Below are 23,242 nucleotides of genomic sequence, written 5' to 3' on the forward strand. Positions count from 1 at the left end.
CGTACCAGCCGACAAGGAGCAAAGTCATGGCCCGTTCCGTCGCCTCGATCGTTGCCGGCCACCTGGTCGCCGGCGCTCCCGGCGGGACTCTTCAGCGCCCCAATCCCGGCCGTACCGCCGAGCTGCTCACCGAGGTCTCGCTCGGAGACGCCTCGACGTTCGTCGAGGCCGCAAAGGCCGCGAAGGCGGCTGAGCGGTCCTGGGCGGACACCCCGGCGCCGGTGCGCGGATCCGCGATCGGAAAGATCGGCCGGCTCGTCGAAGCCAACAAGGACCGGCTCGCCCGCATCGTGACCGAAGAGATCGGCAAGCCGCTCGCGGAGGCACTCGGCGAGGTCCAGGAGATCATCGACACCTGCGACTTCTTCCTGGGCGAGGGCCGCCGGCTGTACGGGCAGACGGTGCCCTCGGAGATGCCCGACAAGCAGTTGTTCACCTTCCGCAACCCCGTCGGCACGGTCGCGGTGATCACCGCGGGCAACTTCCCGGTGGCCGTGCCGTCCTGGTACCTCGTGCCGGCGCTCGTGACCGGCAACACCGTGGTGTGGAAGCCCGCCGAGTACGCCGCCGCGAGTGCCAAGGCCCTCTTCGAGCTGTTCGTGCACGGAGGCGGTCTGCCCGACGGCGTACTCAACCTCGTCCTCGCCGACGGGGAGCAGACCTACGCCGGTCTGGAGGCCTCCCTCGAGGCCGGGCTGGTCGACAAGGTCGGCTTCACGGGGTCCACGCTCGTCGGCCGGAAGATCGGCGCCCTGTGCGGAAGCCACCTGCAGACCCCGTGCCTGGAGCTGGGCGGCAAGAACCCCCAGGTGGTCACCCCGAGCGCGAACCTCGACCTGGCGGTCGAGGGGGCGCTGTTCTCCGGCTTCGGCACCGCGGGGCAGCGCTGCACCTCCCTCGGGACGGTCATCGTCCACGAGTCGGTGCACCAGGACTTCCTCGCCCGTTTCGACGCCGCGAGCCGCGCGGCCCGGATCGGCGACGCGTTCGAGGACGTCCTCTACGGCCCGATGCTCGACGAGCGGTTCGCGCGGCGCTACGAGACCTTCCTCGGGTGGATCAAGGACCACCACCGCACGTACGGCTCCGACGGCACCGGGCGGATCACGGCCGGCAACCCGCGCAAGGGCTTCGTCGGGGACCCCGAAGCCGGCATGTTCTACCACCCGGTGATCGTCGACGGTGTGCGCCGCGACGACGACCTGTTCCTCACCGAGACGTTCGGCCCCATCGTCTCAGTGACCACCTACCGGGACTTCGACGAGGCCCTCGACCTGGCCAACGCCCACGGTTACGGGCTGTCCGCCGCGATCTACACCACCGATCCGCACGAGGTGTGGACGTTCCGGCGCGGCATTTCCGCGGGCATGGTCAGCGTCAACAACACCACCTCCGGAGCCGAGGCTCACCTGCCGTTCGGCGGCAACGGCAAGTCGGGCAACGGCAGTCGACAGTCGGGGCAGTGGGTGCTCGACCAGTTCACCCGCTGGCAGTCGATGAACTGGGACCACTCCGGCCGGCTGCAGAAGGCGCAGATGGACGTGGCCATGCTCGAGCCCGACATGTCTTTCCGCCTGTGAGCGGCGTCGAGGACCTGGACCGGCACTTCCGCGAGGCGGTGGCCGGTCTCCGGTCTGCGGACGCGGTGCGTCGGCTGCACGCCGGCGGACTGGACGCCCGCACCCTGCTGGACCTGTTCGACGCCCAACTGGAGAGCCGGCACACCGACGCCGCCGCACGCTGGATGCAGCAGCAGGGCCGTGGCTACTACACCATCGGATCCAGCGGGCACGAAGGCAACGCCGCACTCGCCCTCGCGTTGCGCCCCACCGACCCGGCGTTGCTGCACTACCGGTCCGGCGCCTTCTACTGCGCCCGCGCCAGGCAGGCCGGCGGCGTCGACGCGGTCAGGGACATGCTGCTGGGGGTGGCCGCCGGGGCCGACGAGCCGATCGCCGGCGGACGGCACAAGGTGTACGGGCGCCGTGAACTGGCCGTCATCCCGCAGACGTCGACCATCGCCTCCCACCTGCCCCGGGCCGTCGGGGTGGCCTGGAGCATCGCCCGCGCCAAGCGGCTCGGGGCCGAGTGCGCCTGGCCCGGCGATGCCGTCGTCTGCTGTTCCTTCGGCGACGCCTCGGTCAACCACTCCACGGCGGCAGGCGCCATCAACAGCGCCTGCCACGCGGCCTACCAGGGCCTGCCGATGCCCGTGCTGTTCGTCTGCGAGGACAACGGCCTGGGGATCAGCGTGCCGACACCGCACGACTGGGTGCGGCTCGCCTACGGCAACCGGCCTTCTCTCGCCTACTTCGCCGCGGACGGGTGTGATCCGTCAGCCGCCTTCGACGCCGCGCGCGAGGCGGTGGCCCATGTGCGGGGGCGCCGGCAACCCGCGTTCCTGCACCTGTCGATGGTGCGATTCCTCGGCCATGCGGGCTCGGACGCCGAAGCCGCCTACCGGATGCCTTCCGAAGTCGCCGCGGATCTGCGACGCGACCCGCTGCTGGCCACTGCCCGGCTGCTCACAGCGGCAGGCGACCTCACCGAGCAGCAGGTTCTCGACCGGTACGACGAGGTGGGCGGACGGGTGTTCGCCGTTGCCAAGGAGGCCCTCGAGAGTGAGCCCCTGACCACCGCCACGCAGATCGCCGCCCCCATCGCACCCCGCCGTCCCGACCTCGTGGCTGCTGCGGCACGCCGTACGAGCGAACCACCCGCAGTGCCCGTGGGCGAACCCGTCACCGTCGCCCAGGCCATCACCCACACACTCGCCGACCTGCTCGGCAGTCACCCGGAGATGGTGGTCTTCGGCGAGGACGTCGGCCGCAAGGGCGGGGTCTACGGACTGACCCGGGGACTGCAGCGGCGTTTCGGCACCGCTCGGGTCTTCGACACCCTGCTCGACGAGCAGGCCATCCTCGGCCTCGCGCTGGGAGCGGGGCTGTCCGGGCTGCTGCCGGTGGCAGAGATCCAGTACCTTGCGTACCTGCACAACGCCGAGGACCAGCTGCGCGGTGAGGCCGCCACGCTCCAGTTCTTCTCCCAGGGCCAGTACCGCAACCCCCTCGTGGTCCGCATCGCCGGCTACGGCTACCAGCGCGGGTTCGGCGGTCACTTCCACAACGACAACGCACTGGGTGTCCTGCGTGACATTCCCGGTCTGGTCATCGCCTCCCCGTCCCGCCCCGACGACGCCGCCGCGATGCTTCGCACGTGTGTGGCGGCGGGGAAGGTGGACGGAACGGTCAGCACCTTCCTGGAGCCGATCGCGCTCTACCACACGCGAGATCTCCACGCGGAGGGGGACAACGCCTGGCTGGCCACGTACCCGTCACCTGCAGAGCACGTACCGATCGGCCGGGCACGCACCCATGGCACAGGCACGGACCTGACCCTCGTGACATTCGGCAACGGCCTGCGCATCGCGCTGCGAGCCGTACGCCGGCTGGAGCGGCAGGGCATCGCGTGCCGGGTCGTCGACCTGCGCTGGCTGGCGCCCCTGCCGGTCGACGACCTGCTGCGGGAAGCCCGTGCGACGGGACGCGTCCTCGTGGTCGACGAGACCCGCCGTACGGGAGGCGTGTCGGAGGGAGTCGTCGCCGCCCTGGTCGATGCCGGATTCACCGGCGCCGTCCGACGGGTCGCCGGCGTGGACAGCTTCGTCCCGCTGGGAAAGGCAGCGCAGTTGGTGCTCGTGTCCGAGGCCGACATCGAGCGCGCCGCCGGCGAGCTGCTCTCAGCAGGCCCGCACGCTCACGGGTGACGGCTCGTCAGCCCCGGTGATCTTGAGGCGCTCGCGGGCGAGAGCGGTGTAGTGGTGGAGCTGGTCAAGGTGGCCGATGAGGTATCGGACGCAGGCGTCGGCACCCTCACGTTTCACCCCGCGCGCAGTGTGCCGATGCGGCTGCCGCGACACGCAGCGCCAACAGCTCGGCGCCCACTGCCCCCGCAGACACGAAGAAGGCCGCCTTCCCATCGCTGAGAAAACGGCCTCCGACCTGCATCAGAGCTGGTCGGGACGACAGGATTTGAACCTGCGACCCCTTGACCCCCAGTCAAGTGCGCTACCAAGCTGCGCCACGTCCCGGTGCTCTCGCGCGGTGAACCGCGTGATCGCGGACAGCACTTTACCCCACGCGGAGCGGTGGGCCGAAGCGGGCACGGGGCGGGACAATCGGCGTATGGGCGAAACAGGGCGTACCAGCGGCGCATCCTCGGCTCGGCCGGCCGGGGCGCGGGACCGGGACAGCGAGGGGCGGGCGCGCAACGCGCGGCCGCGGGACGGACTCGGGCGGCCCCTGCCGTACGGCGCGGACGGTGTGGAGCGTCAGCCCGAGGGCGTCGCACGCACGCCGGAGGAGACCGTCGCCGAGGCACAGGCGCTGCTGGACGAGGGGAAGCCGTTCCATGCGCACGAGGTCTTCGAGGACGCCTGGAAGTCGGGCCCCGAGGAGGAACGCGCCCTGTGGCGCGGGCTCGCGCAGCTCGCGGTGGGGCTCACGCACACGGCCCGGGGGAACCTCACGGGCGGGGCGCGGCTGCTGCGCCGCGGGGGCGGGGCCGTCGAGGAATGGGTGGCGTCGAGGGCCGGGCGGTGGCGGCCGTACGGGATGGATCTCGACGGAGTGATCGACTGGGCGCGGGAGCTGGCGGAGGCGGTGGAGCGCGGCGCCGGGCCCGTGGATGCGAAGGAGCGGGCGCCGCGGCTGCGGGGAAGTGACTGACGTTCCCCCCGGCCGGGCGGACGCGGTGCGGTCACTGTCAGTGGCGTACGGCAGACTCGGGGCGTGCGAAAGATTCATGTCATCGGTATCGGTGCGGGCGACCCCGACCAGCTGACCCTGCAGGCGGTCCGGGCGCTGCGGAGCACGGACGTGTTCTTCATCCTGGACAAGGGTGAGGTGAAGAGCGATCTCACGGAGCTTCGCCGGGACATGCTCGACGCGCACATACCGGAGGGGACGTACCGGCTGGTGGAGGCGCGCGACCCGGAGCGGGACCGGAGCGCGGGCGGCTCCGCCTACTCCCCTGCCGTCGGGGACTGGCGCAGTGCCCGCGCGGACATCTACGAGCGGCTGATCGCCGAGGAGCTCGGGGAGGACGAGAGCGGCGCGTTCCTGGTGTGGGGCGACCCCGCTCTGTACGACAGCACGCTCGCGATCCTCGAGGAGGTGCTGGAGCGGCGTGGGGTGGCGTTCGAGTACGACGTCGTGCCGGGCATCAGCAGTGTCTCGGCGCTCGTCGCCCGTCACCGCACGGGGCTGAACCGGGTGGCACGGCCGGTGCAGATCACCACCGGGCGGCGGCTCGCCGAGGGGTTCCCGGAGGGCGTGGACGACGTGGTCGTGATGCTCGACGCCCACCAGACCTTCCGGCAGTACGCCGACCAGGACATCGACATCTACTGGGGCGCCTACATAGGCACCCCGGACGAGATCCTCGCCTCCGGCCCGATCGCCGAGGCCGCGCCCCGTATCGAGCGACTGCGCGCCGAGGCGCGCGAGCGCAAGGGCTGGATCATGGACACGTACCTGCTGCGCCGCAACCCCGGCGAACGGTAGGTGTCATCGCGGCCCGAGGCCCAACCGGTCGAGAACCCCGGCCACGTCGGGCACCGCCGCCACGCCCTCCGGCAACGGCGGCCGTCGTACGACCACCACCGGGAGGCCCAGTTCGCGTGCCGCCGTCAGTTTGGCGGCCGTCGCCTCTCCCCCGCTGTCCTTCGTGACCAGCACGTCGATGCGGTGCCGGCGCAGGAGCGTCGACTCGTCGGTGACGGTGAACGGACCGCGCGCCAGTAGGACACGCAAGTCCGGCGGCATGGGTGGAGTGGGCGGCTCCACGGACCGTACGACGAAGTGAAGGTCCGTCAGGGGCGCGAAGACGGCGAGGCCCAGGCGGCCCGTGGTGAGGAACACCCGGCGGCCCACGGCCGGGAGGAGATCCGCGGCCGCCTCCAGCGAGGCGACGTCGTGCCACCGGTCCCCCGGTCCCGGTCGCCAGCCCGGGCGGCGCAGCACGACCAGCGGGAGCCCGGTCGCCGCCGCGGCCTGTGCCGCGTTCGCGGTGATGCCCGCGGCGAAGGGGTGCGTGGCGTCGACCACCGCGTCCACGTGCCGTTCGCGCAGCCATGCCGCGAGGCCCTCGGCTCCGCCGAAGCCTCCGATCCGTACGTCTCCCGCCAGCGGGCCCGGCCGCTCGACACGGCCCGCCAGGGACGTGGTCACGCGGACGCCGGGCCGCGCCGCCAGCTCGGTGGCGAGGCGCCGTGCCTCGGTGGTGCCGCCGAGGACCAGGACGTGCGAGGGCATGGCGTCGAGCGTACGAGGCCCGTGGGCGGCGACGGGGCCCGGGGTCGTGGCCCGCCGTCCTCCCGATCGGTCGTCGACCCCGGCGTTATCGTCCAGGCATGGATTCAGTGCGTGCCGTTCTGATCGACATCGACGGGGTCCTCACCGTCTCGTGGCAGCCGCTGCCGGGTGCGGTCGGGGCGTTGCGCCGGATCCGCGACGCGGGGCTCGCGGTCGCCCTGGTCACCAACACGACGTCCCGGACTCGGGCGTCGATCGCCGAGACGCTGGGGGACGCCGGGTTCCCGGTGGCCGCCGAGGACATCCTCACCGCGCCCGCCGTCACCGCCGTCCACCTCGCCGAGCGGTTCCCGGGGGCGCGGTGCACGCTGCTGAACAGCGGGGAGATCGGGGACGATCTCGCGGGAGTCACCGTGGCCGACGACGGTGACGGCGATGGTGACGTCGACGTCGTCATCGTCGGCGGCGCCGGACCCGAGTTCGGATACGAGGCGCTGAACCGGGCCTTCGGGCATCTGCAGCGGGGTGCGCGGCTCGTGGCCATGCACCGCAATCTGTACTGGCGTACGGAGCGCGGCCTGCAGCTCGACTCCGGTGCCTTCCTGGCGGGGCTGGAGGCGGCCGCGCAGGTGGAGGCCGAGGTGACCGGGAAGCCGTCGCCCGCCTTCTTCGAGGCTGCCCTGAGGCAGCTCGGGGCCGGTGCGGGCGAGGCGGTGATGGTGGGCGACGACATCGAGTCGGACGTACTGGCCGCACAGCAAGCCGGGCTCACCGGAGTCCTGGTCAGGACGGGGAAGTACCTGCCGGAGACCCATCGGGCGGCCAGTGGCACGCCCGACCATGTCGTCGACTCCTTCGCGGACCTTCCGGCGCTGCTGGGACTGCCCGAATAGCCGACGGCAGCCGCCACGGCGGCCCGTCTACTTCAGCAGCAGCTGTACGCCGCCGACCACCGTCGCCGCGATCACCAGTTGTTCGAAGAGGCGCTGGTTGATTCTGTTCACAGCCCATTTGCCGAACAACGCACCCGGCACGACGAACACCGCGAGCGCGGCGTCGAGGAGCAGCGAGCGGCCGTCGATCAGGCCGAGGCCCGCGCTGAACGGCACCTTCGACAGGTTCACGATGAGGAAGAAGAACGCCGACGTGCCCAGGAAGCCCAGTTTCCGGAAGCCCGCCGACAGCAGGTACATCGACATCACCGGGCCACCCGCGTTGGCGACCATCGTGGTGAAGCCGCCGAGGACGCCGTACGAGCGGGCCTTGATCCGGCCGGACCGGGAGGTGACCGAGTCCGGGTCCTCGTCCTGGTCGGCCGTTCGGCGTCGCCACACGGTCACCCCGGCCATCAGCAGCAGGATCGCGCCGATCGAGGTCCGTACGATCCCGTCGTCGGCCCACATCAGGAACAGCGTCCCGGCGACCACGCCCGCGGCGACGGCGGGGAACAGCCGCCACAGTGTGGGCCAGTGGGCGTGCCGACGGTAGGTGAGGACGGCGAGTACGTCACCGGCGATCAGGACCGGCAGCAGGACGCCGGTGGACGCGCGGGCGGGCAGCACCGCCGCGAAGATCGCCAGGCTGACCGTGTTGGCCCCGCTCACGGCGGTCTTCGAGAAACCGACGAGCACGGCCGCGAAGGCGAGCGCGGCGAACCCCCACGGGGTGATGTGCCACAGAGTCATCGTGTTCATGCGGAGACTGATGCTACGCACAGCTAACGGAGGCTTGTAAGGAGCGTCTCGACAGGTGGCCGGTGTTGGGCTGGGCCTCGGCCGGGCCGGTCGTCCTGGTACCTAGTGCCTCTCGACCAGGACCGCCGTCCCCTGCCCCACTCCCACACACATCGTCGCCAGCCCCCGGCCCGCTCCCGTCCGCCGCATCCGGTGCAGGAGGGTTGTGAGGATGCGAGCCCCGGAGCACCCCAGCGGATGCCCCAGCGCGATCGCGCCCCCGCTCGGGTTGACCAGCTCCGGATCGATGCCCAGGCGGTCGACGCACGCCAGGGCCTGTGCCGCGAACGCCTCGTTGAACTCGGCCTCTTCGATGTCGCCCACGGTCCAGTCGGCTCGGGCCAGCGCCTTCTGCGTGGCCGGGACCGGGCCGATGCCCATCACGTCGGGGTGGACGCCGGCCGAGGCGCCGGCGACATAGCGGCCCATGGACTCCAGGCCCAGGTCGTTCAGGGCCTCCTCGCTGACGAGGAGCAGACCCGCCGCGCCGTCGTTCATCGGTGAGGCGTTGCCCGCGGTGACCGTGCCGCCCGCGCGGAAGACCGGCTTCAACCGCGAGAGCTTCTCGTACGAGGTGTCCTCGCGGATGCATTCGTCCGCGTCGACGACCACACCGTCGGGGCGTTCCACCGGCAGGATCTCGTCGTCGAAGTGACCGTTCTTGCGGGCCAGGGCGGCCCGTTGGTGGCTGCGCAGGGCGAACTCGTCCTGGCGTTCGCGCGGGACGCCGTGGCGCTCGGCGACCTCCTCCGCCGTCTCGCCCATGGAGAGGAGACCGTGGAACTCCTTCATCGCGGGGTTGACCAGGCGCCAGCCGAGGCGGGTGTCGACGGTTTCGATGCGGTGCGGGAGGGCCTCGTCGGGGCGGGGCAGGACGAAGGGGGCGCGGCTCATCGACTCGGAGCCGCCGGCCAGCACGATGTCGGCCTCGCCGGCGGCGATCGTGCGTGCCGCGAGGGTGACGGCCTCGAGGCCGGAGGCGCACAGCCGGTTGACCGTGGCGCCGGGCACGGACTCGGGGAGGCCGGCGAGCAGGGCGGCCATGCGGGCGACGTTGCGGTTGTCCTCGCCCGCCTGGTTGGCGGCGCCCCAGTAGACGTCGTCGATGCGGGCCGGGTCGAGCGCGGGCACGTCGGCCACCAGGCCGCGGATCACCGTCGCGGCGAGGTCGTCGGGCCGCACGGCCGAGAGGGCTCCGCGCAGCTTGCCGAGGGGGGTGCGGCGGGCGGCCGCGAAGTGGACGGGGCGCACGACTGGACTCCTGACCTGGCTTCTTAATTAGCAGTGCTAGTTTTGGACTATAGACCGCGGCCCGGCTCCCTGAAAAGATCCCCGGGACCCTTCGCCGACGCAGCTGGAGGAGCCATGGCCCACGCCCGTGAGCACGCCCTGACCGGGACCCGCGGCATGATCACCGCATGCGAGTGGCCGAACGAGGCGGCGCGGTACGTCGTCCTCCTCGTGCACGGCTACGGCGAGCACGTCCGCCGGTACGAGGCGGTGGCCGACGTGCTGGTGGCGCACGGGGCGGCCGTGTACGGGCCGGACCACATCGGACACGGGAAGTCCGCGGGCGAGCGGGTGATGGTCGAGGACTTCGAGGACGTGGTCACCGATGTGCGCTCCGTGGCCGAGACGGCGGCAGCCGCCCATCCAGGCCTTCCCGTCGTCGTGGTCGGGCACTCCATGGGCGGGCTGATCGCGGCCCGGTATGCCCAGCGGTACGGCGACGAGCTCGCCGCGCTCGTACTGTCCGGGCCGGTGATCGGCGCCTGGGAGACTCCGGGACGGCTGCTCGCGCACGCCGAGATCCCCGAGATCCCCGTCAGCCCGGCCGCGCTGTCCCGCGACCCGGCGGTCGGTGCCGACTACGCCGCGGATCCGCTGGTCTGGCACGGTGCGATGAAGCGGCCGACGCTCGAGGCCTTCGTACGGACCCTGGAGACCGTCGCCAAGGGCGGTGACGTCGGCCCGCTCCCGCTGCTGTGGCTGCACGGCGACGACGACCGGCTGGTTCCGCTCGCCGGGAGCCGCGTGGGGATCGAGCGGCTCAGCGGGGGCCGGCTGACCGAGCGGATCTACCCCGGTGCCCGGCACGAGGTCTTCAACGAGACGAACGCGCAGGAGGTGTTCGCGGACCTGACCCGCTTCCTGGACGGTGTGCTCGCACGGTGAGACACGGCGGTGTTTTGCCCGGTTCGCCCTGGGCACCCGCGCCCCCATGGAGTGGTTGCGCAGTGCCGCCTGCGTGGGTGAGGACCCCGAGCTGTTCTTCCCCGTGGGCACGACAGGACCGGCCTTGCGGGACATCGCGGCCGCCAAGCGCGTCTGTGCCCGCTGCCCGGTGATCATCCAGTGTCTGGGCTTCGCTCTCAGCAGCGGACAGACCTCGGGCGTGTGGGGTGGGACCTGCGAGGAGGAACGTGCCGCACTGCTCCGTACCGCCAGAGACCACGCCACAAGGAGAAGCACGGTATGACTGTCATGAAGAGCCCGCTTCCCGACGAGGCCCGTCAGGTCACCGGGGATGCGTTGCAGAGCACTCTCGTGGATCTTCTGGGGCTTTCCTTGATCGGGAAGCAGGCGCACTGGAACATCGTGGGCCCGCGGTTCCGCTCGATCCACTTCCAGCTCGACGAGGTGGTGGCGACCGCGCGGTCGTACGCCGACACGGTTGCGGAGCGCGCCGCGGCGCTCGGAGTGCCGCCGGACGGGCGCCCCGAGACGATCGCCTCGGCGCTCACACTGCCCGGTGCGAAGGACGGCCGGCTGCGCGACACGGAGGTCGTGCAGTTGCTCGTCGAGACGCTGGAGGCGGCCATCGGGCGGCTGCGCGAGCGTATCGACGCGACCGAGAAGCACGATCTCGTCACGCAGGACCTGTTCATCGGGATCACCCGCGAGCTGGAGAAGCAGCGGTGGATGTTCGACGCGGAGAACTGGCCGCGTGACGACTGACGTACCCAGGGAAGGGGCCGACGATGACCGACGCCCTCGAACTCGACGCGCTGTGGGAGGACTTCCACCGCGTGGTGAACATGACCTCGCAGGAGCTGGCCGCCTGGCTGCGGGTCCGTGACGCCGACGAGGACACGGAGCCGCTGCCGGAGGAGGCGGGCACGCCCACCGGGCAGCACGTCCTCGCGATCCTGCAGAAGCGGCGCACCGACCTGACCGACGACGACATCCGGGTGATGTACGAGGTCGTGGACACGGTCACCGCGCAGACCGACATGGAGAACGAACCCGAGGCCGAGGAGACCGCTCGCAGGCACCGGCTGATGACCATCGGCCACGACCCTCTCAAGCCATGACCGGCAACGAGGGTGTGCGGCGCGAACTCGTCCGCGCGCACGGGCGGACGTACGTGGAGGAGGCGGGCATCCGGCTCAAGGACACCCCGCAGCCGCTCTACCGGCTGCTGGTGCCGGCCGTCCTGCTCGGCGCCCGTATCCGCGCCTCGGTCGCGGTCGCCGCCGCACGGGCCCTGCACGAGGCGGGGCTGCGCGATCCGCGCCGGACGGCCGAGGCGGACTGGCAGCAGCGCGTGGACGCGCTGGGCCGCGGCGGCTACCGGCGCTACGACGAGCGCAACGCCACCCTCCCCCGTAGCCCTTCGGGCACGGGCGGTACCCCCATTCGCTCCGGCTTCGCTCCGCTCGGTGACGGGGCCCAGCTGTTGACCGAACGCCGGGCGGTGATCTACGGCGGTTGCGGGCGGAGGCGGACGGCGACGTCTCCGCGCTGCGCCGGCTGCTGCGGGAGGTTCCGGGCATGGGCCCGGCCGGCGCCGGCATCTTCCTGCGCGAGGCCCAGCGGGTGTGGCCGGAAGTGGCGCCCCACCTCGACGACAAGGCCCTCTCGGGCGCGGAGCGACACGGTCTGCCGAAGGATCCGGACCGCCTGCTGAAGCTCGCCGGCGAGACCGAACCGGCCGTGCCGGCGGCCGCGTTGGTGCGTGCGGCACTGGACAAGGGGACAAGGAGGTGGCCGAGGACAGCCTCCGCCGGGCCGCATGACCAGGGCCGGGATCCCGCCGCCTGTCACGTCAGCCGGCTCAGCGCCGCCGACACCAGCGTCCGCACGCCCGGCACGACCACCGACAGGTCGGGTGCGAACAACGGGCTGTGATTGCCCGGCACGTTGTCGATCTTCTCGGACAGGTCCTCGCCGGGCGCCGCCTCCCAGACGTCGGCGGGGGTGGAGGTCACGAACCAGTAGTCGTAGGGCACGCCCTGCGGAGCGAGGCGCGAGAAGTCCTCGCTGCCCATCGCCGGGCCGAAGTCGAAGACGCTGTGCTCGCCGAACAGTGCGCGGTGGACGGCGGCGATCTCGCCGTCCAGGGCAGCGTCGTTGACGGTGTTGGGGTAGCCGGGCCGCACCGTGATCTCGGGTGGCACCCGGCAGCCGGCGGCCTGGCACTCCCCTTCGACGATGCGCCGTACCGCGGCCAGGATGCGTGTGCGACTCCCCGAGGACTGGGTGCGCAGGTTGACCGCGAGCCGCGCCTCGGCGGGGATCACATTGGGCTTCGTGCCTGCGTGGAACTCCCCCACCGTCAGCACCGCGGACTCCCTGGGCGCGACCTCGCGGGAGACGACGGTCTGGAGCCGGGTGACGATGTACGCGGCGGTCACGACCGGGTCGACGGTCGACTCGGGGCGTGAGCCGTGGCCGCCGACGCCGTGCACGACGACGTCGACCTCGTCGGATGCCGACATGATCAGGCCCGGGGTGTGCGGGTAGAACCCGGCGAGCCCGGGTGCGACGTGCTGGCCGAACAGCACGTCCGGGCGCGGGAACCGCTCGTGGACCCCGTCGGCGGCCATCACGCCCGCGCCGCTGCCCGCCTCCTCGGCGGGCTGCCCGACCACCACGAGCGTGCCCGACCAGGTCTCGCGGGCGGAGGCGAGTGCCTCGGCGGCGCCGGCGAGCCAGGTGACGTGCAGGTCGTGGCCGCAGGCGTGCATCACGCCGTCGACCGTGGAGGCGTAGTCGAGGCCGGTGGCCTCCCGCACGGGCAGCGCGTCCATGTCGCCGCGCAGCCACACCACCGGCCCGTCGCCGTTGGCGAGGACCCCGACCACACCGGTGCGGGCGACGCCCTCCGTCACCGCGTACCCGGCGGCACGAAGCCGCGCGGCCAGTCTGGCTGCGGTGCGGTGCTCCTGGAACGACAGCTCGGGATGGCGGTGCAGGTCCCGGTAGAAGTCCTCCAGGTCGGCGGCCTTCAGCCCGGAGGTCAGCTCCCGGGCGAGGCCTGCGACGGCGGCGGGTTCGGTCACGGCGTCCCCTATTCTCCATGTCACATGTCGCGGTCGTCAGTGGTCGGACAGTGCCAGCTCCACACCGAAGCCGATGAGTACCGTTCCCGTCACCGCGTCCATCGAACGCCGCGCCGTGCGCCGGTCGATGCGCAGGCGTCGCAGCAGGGCCTTGAGGCGTTCCGCCCCGAGGATCAGCAGGGTGAACCAGGCCATCGCCTCGAGGTCGTGAACGAGCGCGAGGAGCAGGCCCATGGCCAGGTGCGGGGTGTGTTCCGGGATGAACTGCGGCAGCGCGGCCGTGTAGAAGACGCCGACCTTGGGGTTGAGCAGGTTGGTGGTGAATCCGCGCCGGAACGCCCTGGACAGTGGCTCCGCCTGCGGCTCCCGGCCGAGGGCGGGGCCGCTCTCCCGGCGGCGCAGGGCGCGCAGCAGACCGATGCCCATCCACAGCAGGTAGGCCGCGCCGGCGATGCGCAGCGCGGTGTAGGCGGTCTGCGAGACCGTCAGCAGGGCGGTCGCGCCGCCGGCCGCCGCCGCGCCCCACAGCAGGGCCCCGGTGTTGATGCCGAGCGCGGTGGCGAAGGCGTGCGCGCGGCCCCGGACCGCGACGCTGCGCAGCACCAGTGCCGTGTCCAGGCCCGGTACGAGCGTGAGCAGACCGGCGACGACGGCGAAGGACGCGAGGGCGGAGGTCACGGTCATGGGGGCATTGTGACCGAGCGCCGTACCGGCGCGTCACGGGATGTCACAGGGTGGTCCTCCGCCCGCGCCGCTCAGCCCAGCAGCCAACCACCGTCCACGTTCAGATCCACCGCGTTGACCGCCGGGTTGCGCAGCAGGAAGTCCACCGCGTCCACCACGTCCGCCATGGCGGCCAGCCGCCCGGTGGGCGTCTTCGCGCGCAGCCCCGCGAGGACCTCCTGGGGCTTGCCGGCCCAGTGCGGGCTGTCGCCGACGACGCCCGGGTGGACGGCGTTGACCCGGATGGGGGCGAGCTCGACGGCGAGGCTGTGCACCAGGCCGGTGACCCCTGCGTTGACCGTGGCCACGGTCGTGGCCCCCGGGTAGGGGCGTTCCTTGGCCTGCCCGCCGAACAGCACGATCGCGCTGTCGTCGTGCAGCCGGGTCCGCAGCGCGTGGACGACCTCGGTGTAGCCGACGAGTTTGAGCGTGACGAGGTGGAGCGCGGCGTCGATGTCGTAGGCGTCGACCCGGTTGTCGTCCCTGGAGATACCCGCGAGGACCAGGTGGTCGACCCGTCCGACGCCGTTCAGGGCGGCCGCGACCTCCCGGGGGCGCGCGAGGTCGAGGGCGAGCCCGCGCGCGCCGATCTCCTTGGCCACGGTGCCGCTGCGGTGGGCGTCGCGCCCGGTGATCACCACCTCGTCGCCGCGCTCCGCACGCACGCGGGCGAACTCACGGCCGATGCCCGACGTCCCGCCGATCACCACCACACTGCTCATCGTGTCTCCCTCAGTGCCTCGCGCAGGTACTCCCAGTCCCGCGTGAACCGGTAGGAGTGACGCGGCGGCGGCTGCGGCGCCTGCGTCTCCAGCCAGCGCACCGGCCCTTCTCCGGCGTTGGCGAACCCGTGCACGCACCCGGCGCCCGCCCAGGCGCAGTCGCCGGGCCCCAACCGGTGCCGCTCGCCGTCGAACACGGCGTCCACCAGGCCTTCGAGGATCAGATACGTCTCCTCGAAGGGGTGGTCGTGCGTGCCCGCGACGCCGTCCGGCGCGTACTGCACCATGAACATCGTCGAGGCCACGGCGCCCAGGTCGCTGTCGACCATCATCTTCACCGTGATGCCGCTGTAGACGAGCAGTGCGGTGCGCATGCTCGCGGACACGGCGAGCAGGTCCTGGGACTGCTTGCCGGGGTCCATCTGCGCGGGCTCGAAGTGGCCGAAGGACCGGGTGCGCGGGTCGCGGACGTCGATGCGGACGGGGTCCCTCCGGGGTAGGGGCGGTACCTGCTGGGTGTCGTACCCGTAGCGGGCCCTCGGCAGGGGTGCGAGCATGTCCGCCCAGCGCGCGCCGGTGTTCCCTGCACAGCGCCAGGCGTGCGGAACGCCGGTGGGCAGCAGACCGTAGTCGCCCTCTTCGAGCAGGTACGAGCCCTCCGGCACATCCAGGATCACGGCGCCGTCGAGCACGTGGAAGCTCTCCTCGTACGAGTGGACGTGCGCCGCGACCGTTCCGTCCGGCCGCAGCTCGCAGACACCGAAGCCGGTGTGCACGCTGCCGTCGTCCTCGCCGACCAGCGCCCGCCGCCGGTAACCGTGTTCGTCGTAGGGCGGCTCCGGGACGTCCGTGGTCCGGCGCACCAGGTGGTTCGTCATACGGCGGGCTTCGCCTCCTTCGCCGCCAGGAGCCGGTCGCGGGACTCCTCGACGAGCCGGCGGGCGCGTGCGACGTCGGCCACCAGCCTGCCGTCGCGCTTGCGGACCACACCGTCCACGAGGACGGTGTCCACGTTGGACACGTCCGCGCACAGCGTCACCGCGGCCGCCGCGTCGTGCACCGGCGCCACGTTCAGGGCGGTGGCGTCGATCGCGACGACGTCGGCGCGCTTGCCGGGGGTCAGGGAGCCGGTGCGGTCCTCGACGCCCGCGACGTGCGCGCCGTTGGCCGTGGCGATGCCGAGCATCTGACGTGCCGTCAGCATGGTTTCGGGCACCGGCAGGTTGGCCTGCCAGCAGTCGGCGTTGACCCGGGCGCGCTCGGCGCCGAAGGCGGAGCGGATCTGGGTGAACATGTCGCCGGGCACGGTGGTGACGACGTCGATGCTCAGGGACGGCCGCAGCCCGTGCTCGATCGCGGTCATCACAGGCGGCCAGCCATGCCCCATCTGTGTCTCCACCTGCGGCGCGACGGACACCGTACCGCCGCTGTCGGCGACCAGCCGCCACTCCTCCTCGCTGAAGTAGCAGCAGTGGATGTAGGTGGTGTCGGGGCCGAGGAGGCCGAGGCCGTGGAGCTGCTTCACCATGCCGAAGCGGCCGGCGAGCCGCCCCATCGCCACGTGCACCGTGATCGGGATGTCCAGCTCGCGCGCGAGCGCCCACTCGGCGGTGACGACGTCGTTGACGCAGAAGCCGGGGCCGCGGGTGGCCAGCGCCATGGTGAGCAGACCGCTGTCGGAGGAGAAGTACTCGGCACGGATCCGCCGTACGTCGTCGCCCGGAATCGCGATCTTGCTCTCGAACCAGTAGTCGGCGAGCGAGGTGTTGGCGCTGCCGTAGGCGTACTGCGCGCGGATGCCGCTCTCCGTCAGCGCCTGGATCGCGGCGTCCGGGTGCTCGGGCGTGTTGTTGATGTGCGACCAGTCGACGAGCGTGGTGATGCCCGCGTTGAGGCACTCCAGGGCGCCCGCGAGGTTGGCCGCGTACACGTCCTCGGGGGTGTAGAGCGGCGCGAAGGTGTCGAGGACGTCGACGAAGTAGTCGTCGAGGGTCGCGTCGGGCGCCACGCCCCGGATCGAGGCCTCCCAGGTGTGCCGGTGGCTGTCGACGAAGCCGGGGATCACGATGCGGCCGGTCATGTCGAGGACTTCGGCGTCCGCGCTGATCTCCGGCTGTACGGCCGCGATACGTCCGTCCTCGATGAGGACGTCCCCCTGGGGCAGGTCCCCGATGTCGGGGTCCATCGAGACTATGTGGCCCGCGCGCAGAAGTGTCCGATCGGTCATCGCCCTTCCTCCCATGGGGTGTTCAGTACGCCGTGAGGTGCCGGACGGCCGTCACGACCTTGTCTGCGGTGGGGATGACCTCCTCCTCGAGCGCGTCGGCGAACGGCAGCGGCACGCACTCCCCCGCCACCCGCCGGACGGGCGCGTCCAGGAGGCCGAATCCTTCGTCGGCGACGACCGAGACGACAGTGGCGCCCCAGCCGCCCTGGTACGGGTTCTCCTCGACGGTGACGAGGCGCGAGGTCCTGGCGAGTGAGGCGAGGACGGTGGCGGTGTCCAGCGGGACCAGGCTGCGCAGGTCGACGACCTCGGCCGAGACACCCTCCCGGGCCAGGTCGTCCGCGGCCTTCAGGGCCACCGGCACCATCGAGGCGAGGGCCACGAGTGTCACGTCGGCGCCCTCCCGGACGACGGCCGCGCGGCCGAGCTCGACGACGTGGCCGGCCGGCGCGGGCGCGCCCTTGCTCGCCAGCAGGCCCTTGTGCTCGAAGAAGACGACCGGGTCGTCGCTGCGGATCGCCGCCGCCATCATGCCGGTCACGTCGGACGGGGTCGCCGGTGCCGCGATCTTCAGGCCGGGCACGGTGAACGCCCAGTTCTCGGTGGCCTGGGAGTGCTGGGCGCCGAAGCCGAGTCCGCCGCCGTTGGCGGTGCGCACGACGAGCGGCACGGTCACCTGACCGCCCGTCATGTACCGCACCTTCGGTATCTCGTTGGCGAGGTAGTCCCAGCAACAGGCCAGGAAGTCCGAGAACATGATCTCGGCGACGGGCCGCATCCCGGTCATCGCGGCGCCCATCGCCGCACCCACGATGGCCTGTTCCGAGATGGGCGTGTCCCACACCCGCTCGGGCCCGAACTCCTTCAGCAGCCCCACGGTCGTCTTGAACACCCCGCCGGCCTCGCCGATGTCCTCGCCCAGGCACACCACCGCGGGATCGCGCCGCATCTCCCGCGCGATGCCCTCGGCGACCGCCTCCCGGTACGTGATCACGTCCGCCATGCGGCACCCCCGTCGGCCCATACGTCGGTCAGCGCCTCGCGCGGATCGGGCGGCGGCGCGGCCTTCGCCGCCTCGACGGCCCGCTGTACGACGTCCCGTGCGCGTTCGTCGGCGGCGGCGACCGTCTCCGGCGGCACGCCCAGTTCGCTCAGCCGCCCGCGTGCGACGTCCAACGGGTCGTGCTTGAGCCAGCGTTCGACCTCCTCGGCCGGGCGATAGGTGGCCGGGTCGGCGCGGCTGTGCCCGAAGTGCCGGTAGGTCAGCGCCTCCAGCAGGGCGGGCCCGTCTCCCGCCCGGGCCCGCCGTGCGAACCGCGTCACCGCCTCCCGGACGGCCTCGACGTCGTTGCCGTCGACGGTCTCGCCCGGGATGCCGTACGCGGGAGCCCGGTCGGCGGCGGGCCGGGGGACCGCCGTGACGTCGGCGATGGGCGTGTACTCCATGTAGAGGTTGTTCTCGCACACGAACAGCACGGGCAGCTTCCACACGGCGGCCAGGTTGAGCGACTCGTGGAAGGCGCCGATGTTGGTCGCGCCGTCGCCGAAGAAGGCGACCGCGATCTGCCCGGTGCCGCGCAGCCGGGCGGACCAGGCGGCGCCGACCGCCATCGGCAGATGGGCGCCGACGATGGCGTACGAGCCGAGCATGTGCGTGGACGCCTTGGTCAGGTGCATGGAGCCGCCCTTGGCCCTGCACAGTCCCGTGGCCCGGCTCATGAGTTCCGCGAGGCACTCCTCGGGAGTGGCTCCCCGTGCGAGCGCGTGGTGGTGGCCCCGGTAGGTGGCGAAGACGTAGTCGTCGGCGCGCAGGGCGGCGCTCGCGCCCACGGCGACGGCCTCCTGACCGGCGGCGAGGTGGGTGGTGCCCTTGACCAGCCCGGACAGGAACAGGTCGTGGGCGGCCTTCTCCGTACGGCGAACGACGGCCATCCGCTCGTACAGGGCGAGGAGTTCGTCGCGGTCGGCCATCAAGAACCCCCGTTCCCACGGGTGTTGAGGTGGGACTGTGCCTCGCGCCGGGTGTTCAGCTCGCCGCCGACCGTCCAGTACTTGCGGCCCGCGACCAGCAGTTCCTCGGCGGGGAACTTGGTGATGACCTCGCAGCCGTCGGCGGTGACGACCAGTTCCTCCTCGATCCGGGCCGCGGACCAGCCGTCGGCGGCCGGCCAGTACGTCTCCAGGGCGAACACCATGCCCTCTTCGAGGACTTCGGGGTGGTCGAGCGAGACGAGGCGGCTGAAGATGGGCTTCTCCCAGATGGACAGTCCGACGCCGTGGCCGTACTGGAGGGCGAAGGCGGCGGTCTCGTCGGGGAAGCCGAACTCCTCGGCGCGCGGCCAGACCTGGACGATGTCGGCGGTGGTGGCGCCGGGCCTGACCAGGGCGATGGCCTGGTCCATGTACTCCCGGCAGCGCACATACGCGTCCCGTTGCGCGCGGGAGGCGCTGCCGACGGCGAAGGTGCGGTAGTAGCAGGTGCGGTAGCCGAGGTGGCTGTGCAGGATGTCGAAGAAGGCGGGGTCGCCGGGGCGGATCAGACGGTCGCTGTAGACGTGCGGGTGCGGTGAACAGCGTTCCCCCGAGATGGCGTTGACACCCTCGACGTACTCGCTGCCGAGGTCGTACAGAACCTTGCTCACGAGCCCGACGCACTCGTTCTCGCGCACGCCGGGGCGCAGGTACCCGTACAGCTCCTCGTACGCCGCGTCGACCATCGCGCACGCCTGGGTGAGCAGGCCGATTTCGTCGCCGGTCTTGAGGCGCCGGGCCTCGAGGAAGACCTGCTGTCCGTCGACCACGTCGATGCCCTCGGCACGCAGGGCGGTGAGGACGGGCATCTCGGCGACATCGATGCCGAGCGGCTCACCCGCCACGCCGTGCTCGCGCAGCTCGCCGGCGATCTTACGGGCGACGTCCTGGGCGATCCCGGCGTCCGGGTGGAAGGCGCCGCGCAGGGTGGAGATGCCGGCGCGGGCGCCGGTGGGCGGGCCGCCCTTGCCGTCGCTGTAGTCGAGCCAGGGGTTGTAGAGCTGGTGGTGGCGCGCGGCGGAGCCGAAGTCCCAGACGACGGGCTCGCCGCCGCGCACCAGCAGGGCGAAGCGGATCAGCTTGTCCATCGCCCAGGTGCCGATGTGCGTGGCCGTCATGTAGCGGATGTTGGCGAAGTCGAAGCCGAGCACCGCGCCCAGCTCGGAGCGGTTCAGGGTCTCGTGCAGCCGGGCCAGGCGCTGTCTGCGCAGCCGGTCCAGGTCGATGCGCTCTTCCCAGTCGACGGCGCTGGGTCCGAATGTGCGGATCGCCATGGCGACCACCCCCACTTCGGAGTGAACGTCCGCACCCCGGAGGTGTCAAGTGTTACTGAACACGCACCAGACACCCACGGCGGGCTTCTCACCATCGTTGCGGTAACGGTGCGGGGTCGTCGACTCGAAGCACACCGCGTCGCCGGGACGCAGTGTGTACTCGTCGAAACCGAGGGTGAGGAGGAGTTCGCCCGAGGTCAGATAGCCGTACTCGGTGCCCGAGTGCCGCATCAGACCGCCCGAACCGGAGGAGGAGCCGCCCGGGCGGTAGGTCACCAGCAGGAAGTCGACGTCCGCGCCCGGCACATGACCGAGCCGCTCCCACACCACGCCGGAGTCCAGCTCCAGCGCCTCCCGCTCGTCCGGGCCGGTCAGCGGGCCTATCCGGCGGCCGGGGTCGGCGGCGAACGCGGCGAGGGCGTGCAGCACGGCGCCGGGTGGACCGGCGGCCCGCGGTGGCCCGGTGTCGCCGTCCTGCGCGTCGAACAGGGACTCCACGGAGATGCCGAGCGCCGTCGTGATCGCGTACAGCGTGCTCACGGAAGGCTGGCTCTTGCCGGTCTCGATCTGGGAGACGAGGCTCGCGGAGACCCCGATCTCCCGCGCGAGACCGCGCAGGCTCAGCGCCCGCTCGAGGCGCGCCTGCCGGATCCGCGCGCCGAGCGACGGCACGGCGGCAGGGGACACGGGCGGCTCCTCTCTCTGCCGGACATGTGCAGCTTCATTGAACAGCCGATGGTCGTCGCGGCACCAGATCGGCGGGCGAGAGCGCTCACGTTCCCCGTGGGCGGCAGCGCCCCTCAGGCCTTCCCCGCGGGAAACAGCGCCCGGACCTCCCAGCCGTCCCCGGCCCGCGGACCGGCCCGCAGTTCCCCGCCCAGTGCGGTCACCCGCTCCTTCAGGCCGACGAGGCCGAAGCCGCCGCTGTGCGCGGCGTCCGGGAGTTGGGTGCCGCCGCGGCCGTCGTCGCACACGGTCACCTCCAGGTGGTCGTCGCCCTGCCGCAGACGGACGGCGATCTGCGTGGCGTCGGCCGCGTGCCGCCGTACGTTGGTCAGTGCCTCCTGGACGACGCGGAAGGCCGCGGCCTGGACCTCTTGCGGGACGTCGCCGGACAGGGCGGGGTCGCGGTGCAGGGCGACGTCTGGCCCGGCGCCGCGAAGCCGTCGGTGAGGTCGGCGTGCCCGCCAGGTCGCCCACCGGGCGGCGGTCGGCCGCCTCCGGGCCGGTGTCCCACAGCACCCCGACCGTGCGGCGCATGGAGGCCAGGGCCTCGGTGGCGGCGCGTTCGATGCCGGCCAGGACGGGGTCCAGCTCCTGCGGCTGGGTGGCCGCCATCATGCGGGCCATCTGGGTCTGCACGAGGATGCCGGTGACATGGTGGGCGACGAAGCCGTGCAGGTCGGCGGCGATGGCGAGACGTTCCGCCCGGCGTGTCTCGCTCACCGCGACGGCGCGGCGGTAGTCCTGGGAACGCAGGAAGGCGCCGAGCCCGGCGATCAGGCCGATCAGCAGCAGGCCGAGGGCCATGAAGCCCTGCGCGTCACCTCCCGCCGACCCGTACGTCCGTACCGGCAGGAGCAGCAGGGCGCCCACGTCGAGGGCGCCGCACACCATGGCCCAGCGCGGTGGGCAGTGCCGTACGGCGACGAACAGCAGGCACAGCAGGATCACGACCTCGCCCGGCCCGAAAAGGTTCTCTGCTCCGGACAGCAGCGAGATCCCCGTGTAGAGGGCCGAGAGGAGAGCGGGTACGGCGGTGCGCACCTGCGGGGTGAGCCACTCGGGTCGTTGCCGGACCGGCCACAGCAGGGCGGCCAGCCCCACGAGCAGCACGGCCGAGGCCGGCCAGACGGCGCTCCGGCTGGCCGCCCGGAACCGCGTGGAGATCGCGGTGTGGGCCTGGCAGCACGGGCAGGCGCAGCCGCCTCCGTGAGGGCTCGGTGTCAGAGGTCCAGGACGCGGGCGATGGTGCGCAGGACGCCGTCCTCGTTGTTGGACGGGGCCAGATGGCGGGCCCGCCGGACGACCTCGGGATGGGCGTTGGCCATGGCGAACGACCACTCGGCGGCGTCCATCATCTCCAGGTCGTTGAGGTAGTCGCCGAACACCATGGTCTGCGCGGGCGTGATGCCCAGCTCCGCCTGAAGCCTGCGCAGGGCGGCGCCCTTGTTGGCGGTCCGGTTCATGACGTCGACCCAGTGCTCGCCGGAGACGACGACCTGGTGGGTGGCGGTGAAGGCCTCCAGGGCCGGCGCGGTGGAGCGTTCCGCGGCCCCGAAATCGAAGAGAGCCACCTTGGTGATCCCGTCCTCGACGGCGGTGACGTCCTCGACGATCCGGTGCTCGACGTAGTACTTGCGCACTTCCGCCAGAAACGCCTCGTCGGTCCACTCGACGTAGGCGGACCTCTTGCCGCACACGACGGCTCCCACGTCGACACCGTCGGCGACGAGTCGCCGTACGGTCCGTACGACGTCGGCGGCGGCGCCGGGATCGAGCGGGTCCGAGCTCAGCTCCACCCCGTCCCGCACGACGTACGCCCCGTTCTCCGCGATGAACACCATGCCCTCGGCCACGTCGGCGAACTCCCGTGCCAGCGTTGCGTACTGGCGCCCGCTCGCCGGACTGAACAGCACGCCCCGCTCCCGCAACTGCTTCAGGACGTCCCGAAGTCCGGCCGGGGCCCGCTTGTCGTCGTCCAGGAGCGTGCCGTCGATGTCGGTGACTATGAGCCGGATGTCGGCGGCGACGGCGGGGAGGTCCACCGGCGCGAGGAGGGGCGAGGGCGTGTGGGGCATGTCCTGCTTCCGGGACGGGAACGGGCCGCTCGTCACCCTACCCGGGGTGTTCGTCCGCTCCGCGGCCCGCCCGCCTCGGCCGATTCCCGGGACATGCTGATCATCGGACGGCACAATGGCGGCGGAACCCGG

The 23,242-nt window shown here is 72.0% G+C and carries 23 protein-coding genes, 1 tRNA gene and 2 pseudogenes; 10 read left to right on the top strand and 16 right to left on the bottom strand.

The genetic code is table 11. From position 1 onward, the window contains the following. The first annotated feature begins 26 nt into the window (after positions 1–26). Positions 27–1,580: an aldehyde dehydrogenase family protein gene (locus tag ABZO29_RS07915; protein ID WP_367319429.1), complete on the top strand. Its 1,554-nt coding sequence runs from the start codon at positions 27–29 to the stop codon at positions 1,578–1,580. Beyond that, positions 1,577–3,766, top strand: coding sequence for a transketolase C-terminal domain-containing protein (locus ABZO29_RS07920; RefSeq protein WP_367319430.1), 2,190 nt, complete (start codon positions 1,577–1,579; stop codon positions 3,764–3,766). Before ABZO29_RS07915 ends, ABZO29_RS07920 begins: the two co-directional genes overlap by 4 nt. Positions 3,767–4,013: 247 nt before the next feature. Here ABZO29_RS07920 and ABZO29_RS07925 read toward each other — a convergent pair. Next, positions 4,014–4,090 (bottom strand) — tRNA-Pro (locus ABZO29_RS07925). A gap of 94 nt (positions 4,091–4,184) precedes the next feature. On the opposite strand from ABZO29_RS07925, the gene ABZO29_RS07930 reads away from it, so the two are divergent. Continuing rightward, positions 4,185–4,727 (top strand): DUF309 domain-containing protein, encoded by a 543-nt coding sequence (locus tag ABZO29_RS07930; protein WP_367319431.1) that lies wholly within the window; start codon positions 4,185–4,187, stop codon positions 4,725–4,727. Between the two features lie 63 nt (positions 4,728–4,790). After that, positions 4,791–5,564 carry a precorrin-6A synthase (deacetylating) gene (cobF, locus tag ABZO29_RS07935; protein WP_367319432.1) on the top strand — a complete coding sequence of 258 codons (774 nt, stop codon included), beginning with the start codon at positions 4,791–4,793 and terminating at the stop codon, positions 5,562–5,564. Between the two features lie 3 nt (positions 5,565–5,567). Here the strand turns inward: cobF and ABZO29_RS07940 are convergent, their stop codons facing one another. Further along, on the bottom strand, positions 5,568–6,314 hold the full coding sequence (locus tag ABZO29_RS07940) for a cobalt-precorrin-6A reductase (RefSeq protein WP_367319433.1): 747 nt from the start codon (positions 6,312–6,314) through the stop codon (positions 5,568–5,570). Between the two features lie 98 nt (positions 6,315–6,412). On the opposite strand from ABZO29_RS07940, the gene ABZO29_RS07945 reads away from it, so the two are divergent. Further along, positions 6,413–7,207, top strand: a complete 795-nt coding sequence (locus ABZO29_RS07945; protein WP_367319434.1) for an HAD-IIA family hydrolase — start codon at positions 6,413–6,415, stop codon at positions 7,205–7,207. A 27-nt stretch (positions 7,208–7,234) separates the two neighbouring features. Here ABZO29_RS07945 and ABZO29_RS07950 read toward each other — a convergent pair whose 3' ends face one another. Further along, positions 7,235–8,008, bottom strand: a complete 774-nt coding sequence (locus tag ABZO29_RS07950; protein ID WP_367319435.1) for a sulfite exporter TauE/SafE family protein — start codon at positions 8,006–8,008, stop codon at positions 7,235–7,237. 102 nt (positions 8,009–8,110) lie between these two features. After that, complete coding sequence (locus tag ABZO29_RS07955; protein WP_367319436.1) at positions 8,111–9,298, bottom strand: acetyl-CoA C-acyltransferase; 1,188 nt, start codon at positions 9,296–9,298, stop codon at positions 8,111–8,113. 114 nt (positions 9,299–9,412) lie between these two features. Between ABZO29_RS07955 and ABZO29_RS07960 the strand changes: the two genes are divergently transcribed. The 5 genes and pseudogenes from ABZO29_RS07960 to ABZO29_RS07980 all read left to right on the top strand — a co-directional run bounded on the left by ABZO29_RS07960 (position 9,413) and on the right by ABZO29_RS07980 (position 12,066). Continuing rightward, on the top strand, positions 9,413–10,222 hold the full coding sequence (locus ABZO29_RS07960; protein ID WP_367319437.1) for a lysophospholipase: 810 nt from the start codon (positions 9,413–9,415) through the stop codon (positions 10,220–10,222). Between the two features lie 46 nt (positions 10,223–10,268). Beyond that, entirely contained in the window at positions 10,269–10,526 is a 258-nt protein-coding gene (locus ABZO29_RS07965; RefSeq protein WP_367319438.1) for a WhiB family transcriptional regulator, read from the top strand. Then, complete coding sequence (locus ABZO29_RS07970) at positions 10,523–11,005, top strand: Dps family protein (protein WP_367319439.1); 483 nt, start codon at positions 10,523–10,525, stop codon at positions 11,003–11,005. The genes ABZO29_RS07965 and ABZO29_RS07970 overlap by 4 nt, the downstream gene beginning before the upstream one ends. A gap of 23 nt (positions 11,006–11,028) precedes the next feature. Next, on the top strand, positions 11,029–11,361 hold the full coding sequence (locus ABZO29_RS07975; protein ID WP_367319440.1) for a DUF3140 domain-containing protein: 333 nt from the start codon (positions 11,029–11,031) through the stop codon (positions 11,359–11,361). After that, positions 11,358–12,066, top strand: a pseudogene (locus ABZO29_RS07980) (endonuclease). Before ABZO29_RS07975 ends, ABZO29_RS07980 begins: the two are co-directional and overlap by 4 nt. Positions 12,067–12,090: 24 nt before the next feature. Here the strand turns inward: ABZO29_RS07980 and ABZO29_RS07985 are convergent. The 12 genes and pseudogenes from ABZO29_RS07985 to ABZO29_RS08040 form a co-directional block, all read right to left on the bottom strand. Beyond that, entirely contained in the window at positions 12,091–13,332 is a 1,242-nt protein-coding gene (locus ABZO29_RS07985; RefSeq protein WP_367319441.1) for an amidohydrolase, read from the bottom strand. 36 nt (positions 13,333–13,368) lie between these two features. Next, complete coding sequence (locus ABZO29_RS07990) at positions 13,369–14,016, bottom strand: LysE family translocator (RefSeq protein WP_367319442.1); 648 nt, start codon at positions 14,014–14,016, stop codon at positions 13,369–13,371. Between the two features lie 71 nt (positions 14,017–14,087). Continuing rightward, the gene (locus ABZO29_RS07995; RefSeq protein ID WP_367319443.1) at positions 14,088–14,777 is read right to left on the bottom strand and encodes an SDR family oxidoreductase; all 690 of its coding nucleotides are present in this window, start codon (positions 14,775–14,777) and stop codon (positions 14,088–14,090) included. After that, positions 14,774–15,655, bottom strand: coding sequence for a cupin domain-containing protein (locus ABZO29_RS08000; RefSeq protein WP_367319444.1), 882 nt, complete (start codon positions 15,653–15,655; stop codon positions 14,774–14,776). The genes ABZO29_RS07995 and ABZO29_RS08000 overlap by 4 nt, the downstream gene beginning before the upstream one ends. Continuing rightward, positions 15,652–17,004 carry an amidohydrolase family protein gene (locus ABZO29_RS08005; protein ID WP_367319445.1) on the bottom strand — a complete coding sequence of 451 codons (1,353 nt, stop codon included), beginning with the start codon at positions 17,002–17,004 and terminating at the stop codon, positions 15,652–15,654. Before ABZO29_RS08005 ends, ABZO29_RS08000 begins: the two co-directional genes overlap by 4 nt. A gap of 22 nt (positions 17,005–17,026) precedes the next feature. After that, entirely contained in the window at positions 17,027–18,007 is a 981-nt protein-coding gene (locus ABZO29_RS08010; RefSeq protein ID WP_367319446.1) for an alpha-ketoacid dehydrogenase subunit beta, read from the bottom strand. After that, a complete protein-coding gene (locus ABZO29_RS08015; protein ID WP_367319447.1) occupies positions 17,995–18,975 on the bottom strand; it encodes a thiamine pyrophosphate-dependent dehydrogenase E1 component subunit alpha in 981 nt (326 codons plus the stop codon). The genes ABZO29_RS08010 and ABZO29_RS08015 overlap by 13 nt, the downstream gene beginning before the upstream one ends. Further along, positions 18,975–20,309: a M24 family metallopeptidase gene (locus ABZO29_RS08020; RefSeq protein WP_367319448.1), complete on the bottom strand. Its 1,335-nt coding sequence runs from the start codon at positions 20,307–20,309 to the stop codon at positions 18,975–18,977. Before ABZO29_RS08020 ends, ABZO29_RS08015 begins: the two co-directional genes overlap by 1 nt. Before the next feature lie 45 nt (positions 20,310–20,354). Further along, positions 20,355–20,996 (bottom strand): helix-turn-helix domain-containing protein, encoded by a 642-nt coding sequence (locus ABZO29_RS08025; RefSeq protein ID WP_367326073.1) that lies wholly within the window; start codon positions 20,994–20,996, stop codon positions 20,355–20,357. Between the two features lie 113 nt (positions 20,997–21,109). Next, positions 21,110–21,445, bottom strand: a complete 336-nt coding sequence (locus ABZO29_RS08030; protein ID WP_367326074.1) for a sensor histidine kinase — start codon at positions 21,443–21,445, stop codon at positions 21,110–21,112. A gap of 160 nt (positions 21,446–21,605) precedes the next feature. Then, positions 21,606–21,926: pseudogene (locus ABZO29_RS08035) on the bottom strand (histidine kinase); the annotation flags it as partial. A 329-nt stretch (positions 21,927–22,255) separates the two neighbouring features. After that, positions 22,256–23,110: a Cof-type HAD-IIB family hydrolase gene (locus ABZO29_RS08040; RefSeq protein WP_367319449.1), complete on the bottom strand. Its 855-nt coding sequence runs from the start codon at positions 23,108–23,110 to the stop codon at positions 22,256–22,258. Positions 23,111–23,242 lie beyond the last annotated feature (132 nt).

Origin of the sequence: Streptomyces sp. HUAS ZL42, from assembly GCF_040782645.1 — a bacterium.
Classification (GTDB): domain Bacteria; phylum Actinomycetota; class Actinomycetes; order Streptomycetales; family Streptomycetaceae; genus Streptomyces.

Bases quoted from the DNA above. Each gene is read 5' to 3' on its own strand.
- ABZO29_RS07995 (WP_367319443.1), bottom strand. From the start codon at position 14,777: ATGAGCAGTGTGGTGGTGATCGGCGGGACGTCGGGCATCGGCCGTGAG.
- ABZO29_RS07950 (WP_367319435.1), bottom strand. From the start codon at position 8,008: ATGAACACGATGACTCTGTGGCACATCACCCCGTGGGGGTTCGCCGCG.
- ABZO29_RS07960 (WP_367319437.1), top strand. From the start codon at position 9,413: ATGGCCCACGCCCGTGAGCACGCCCTGACCGGGACCCGCGGCATGATC.
- ABZO29_RS08005 (WP_367319445.1), bottom strand. From the start codon at position 17,004: ATGACCGATCGGACACTTCTGCGCGCGGGCCACATAGTCTCGATGGAC.
- ABZO29_RS08040 (WP_367319449.1), bottom strand. From the start codon at position 23,110: ATGCCCCACACGCCCTCGCCCCTCCTCGCGCCGGTGGACCTCCCCGCC.
- ABZO29_RS07945 (WP_367319434.1), top strand. From the start codon at position 6,413: ATGGATTCAGTGCGTGCCGTTCTGATCGACATCGACGGGGTCCTCACC.
- ABZO29_RS08010 (WP_367319446.1), bottom strand. From the start codon at position 18,007: ATGGCGGACGTGATCACGTACCGGGAGGCGGTCGCCGAGGGCATCGCG.
- ABZO29_RS07930 (WP_367319431.1), top strand. From the start codon at position 4,185: ATGGGCGAAACAGGGCGTACCAGCGGCGCATCCTCGGCTCGGCCGGCC.
- ABZO29_RS07940 (WP_367319433.1), bottom strand. From the start codon at position 6,314: ATGCCCTCGCACGTCCTGGTCCTCGGCGGCACCACCGAGGCACGGCGC.
- ABZO29_RS08015 (WP_367319447.1), bottom strand. From the start codon at position 18,975: ATGGCCGACCGCGACGAACTCCTCGCCCTGTACGAGCGGATGGCCGTC.
- ABZO29_RS08000 (WP_367319444.1), bottom strand. From the start codon at position 15,655: ATGACGAACCACCTGGTGCGCCGGACCACGGACGTCCCGGAGCCGCCC.
- ABZO29_RS07990 (WP_367319442.1), bottom strand. From the start codon at position 14,016: ATGACCGTGACCTCCGCCCTCGCGTCCTTCGCCGTCGTCGCCGGTCTG.
- ABZO29_RS07975 (WP_367319440.1), top strand. From the start codon at position 11,029: ATGACCGACGCCCTCGAACTCGACGCGCTGTGGGAGGACTTCCACCGC.
- ABZO29_RS08020 (WP_367319448.1), bottom strand. From the start codon at position 20,309: ATGGCGATCCGCACATTCGGACCCAGCGCCGTCGACTGGGAAGAGCGC.
- ABZO29_RS07915 (WP_367319429.1), top strand. From the start codon at position 27: ATGGCCCGTTCCGTCGCCTCGATCGTTGCCGGCCACCTGGTCGCCGGC.
- ABZO29_RS07970 (WP_367319439.1), top strand. From the start codon at position 10,523: ATGACTGTCATGAAGAGCCCGCTTCCCGACGAGGCCCGTCAGGTCACC.
- ABZO29_RS07965 (WP_367319438.1), top strand. From the start codon at position 10,269: ATGGAGTGGTTGCGCAGTGCCGCCTGCGTGGGTGAGGACCCCGAGCTG.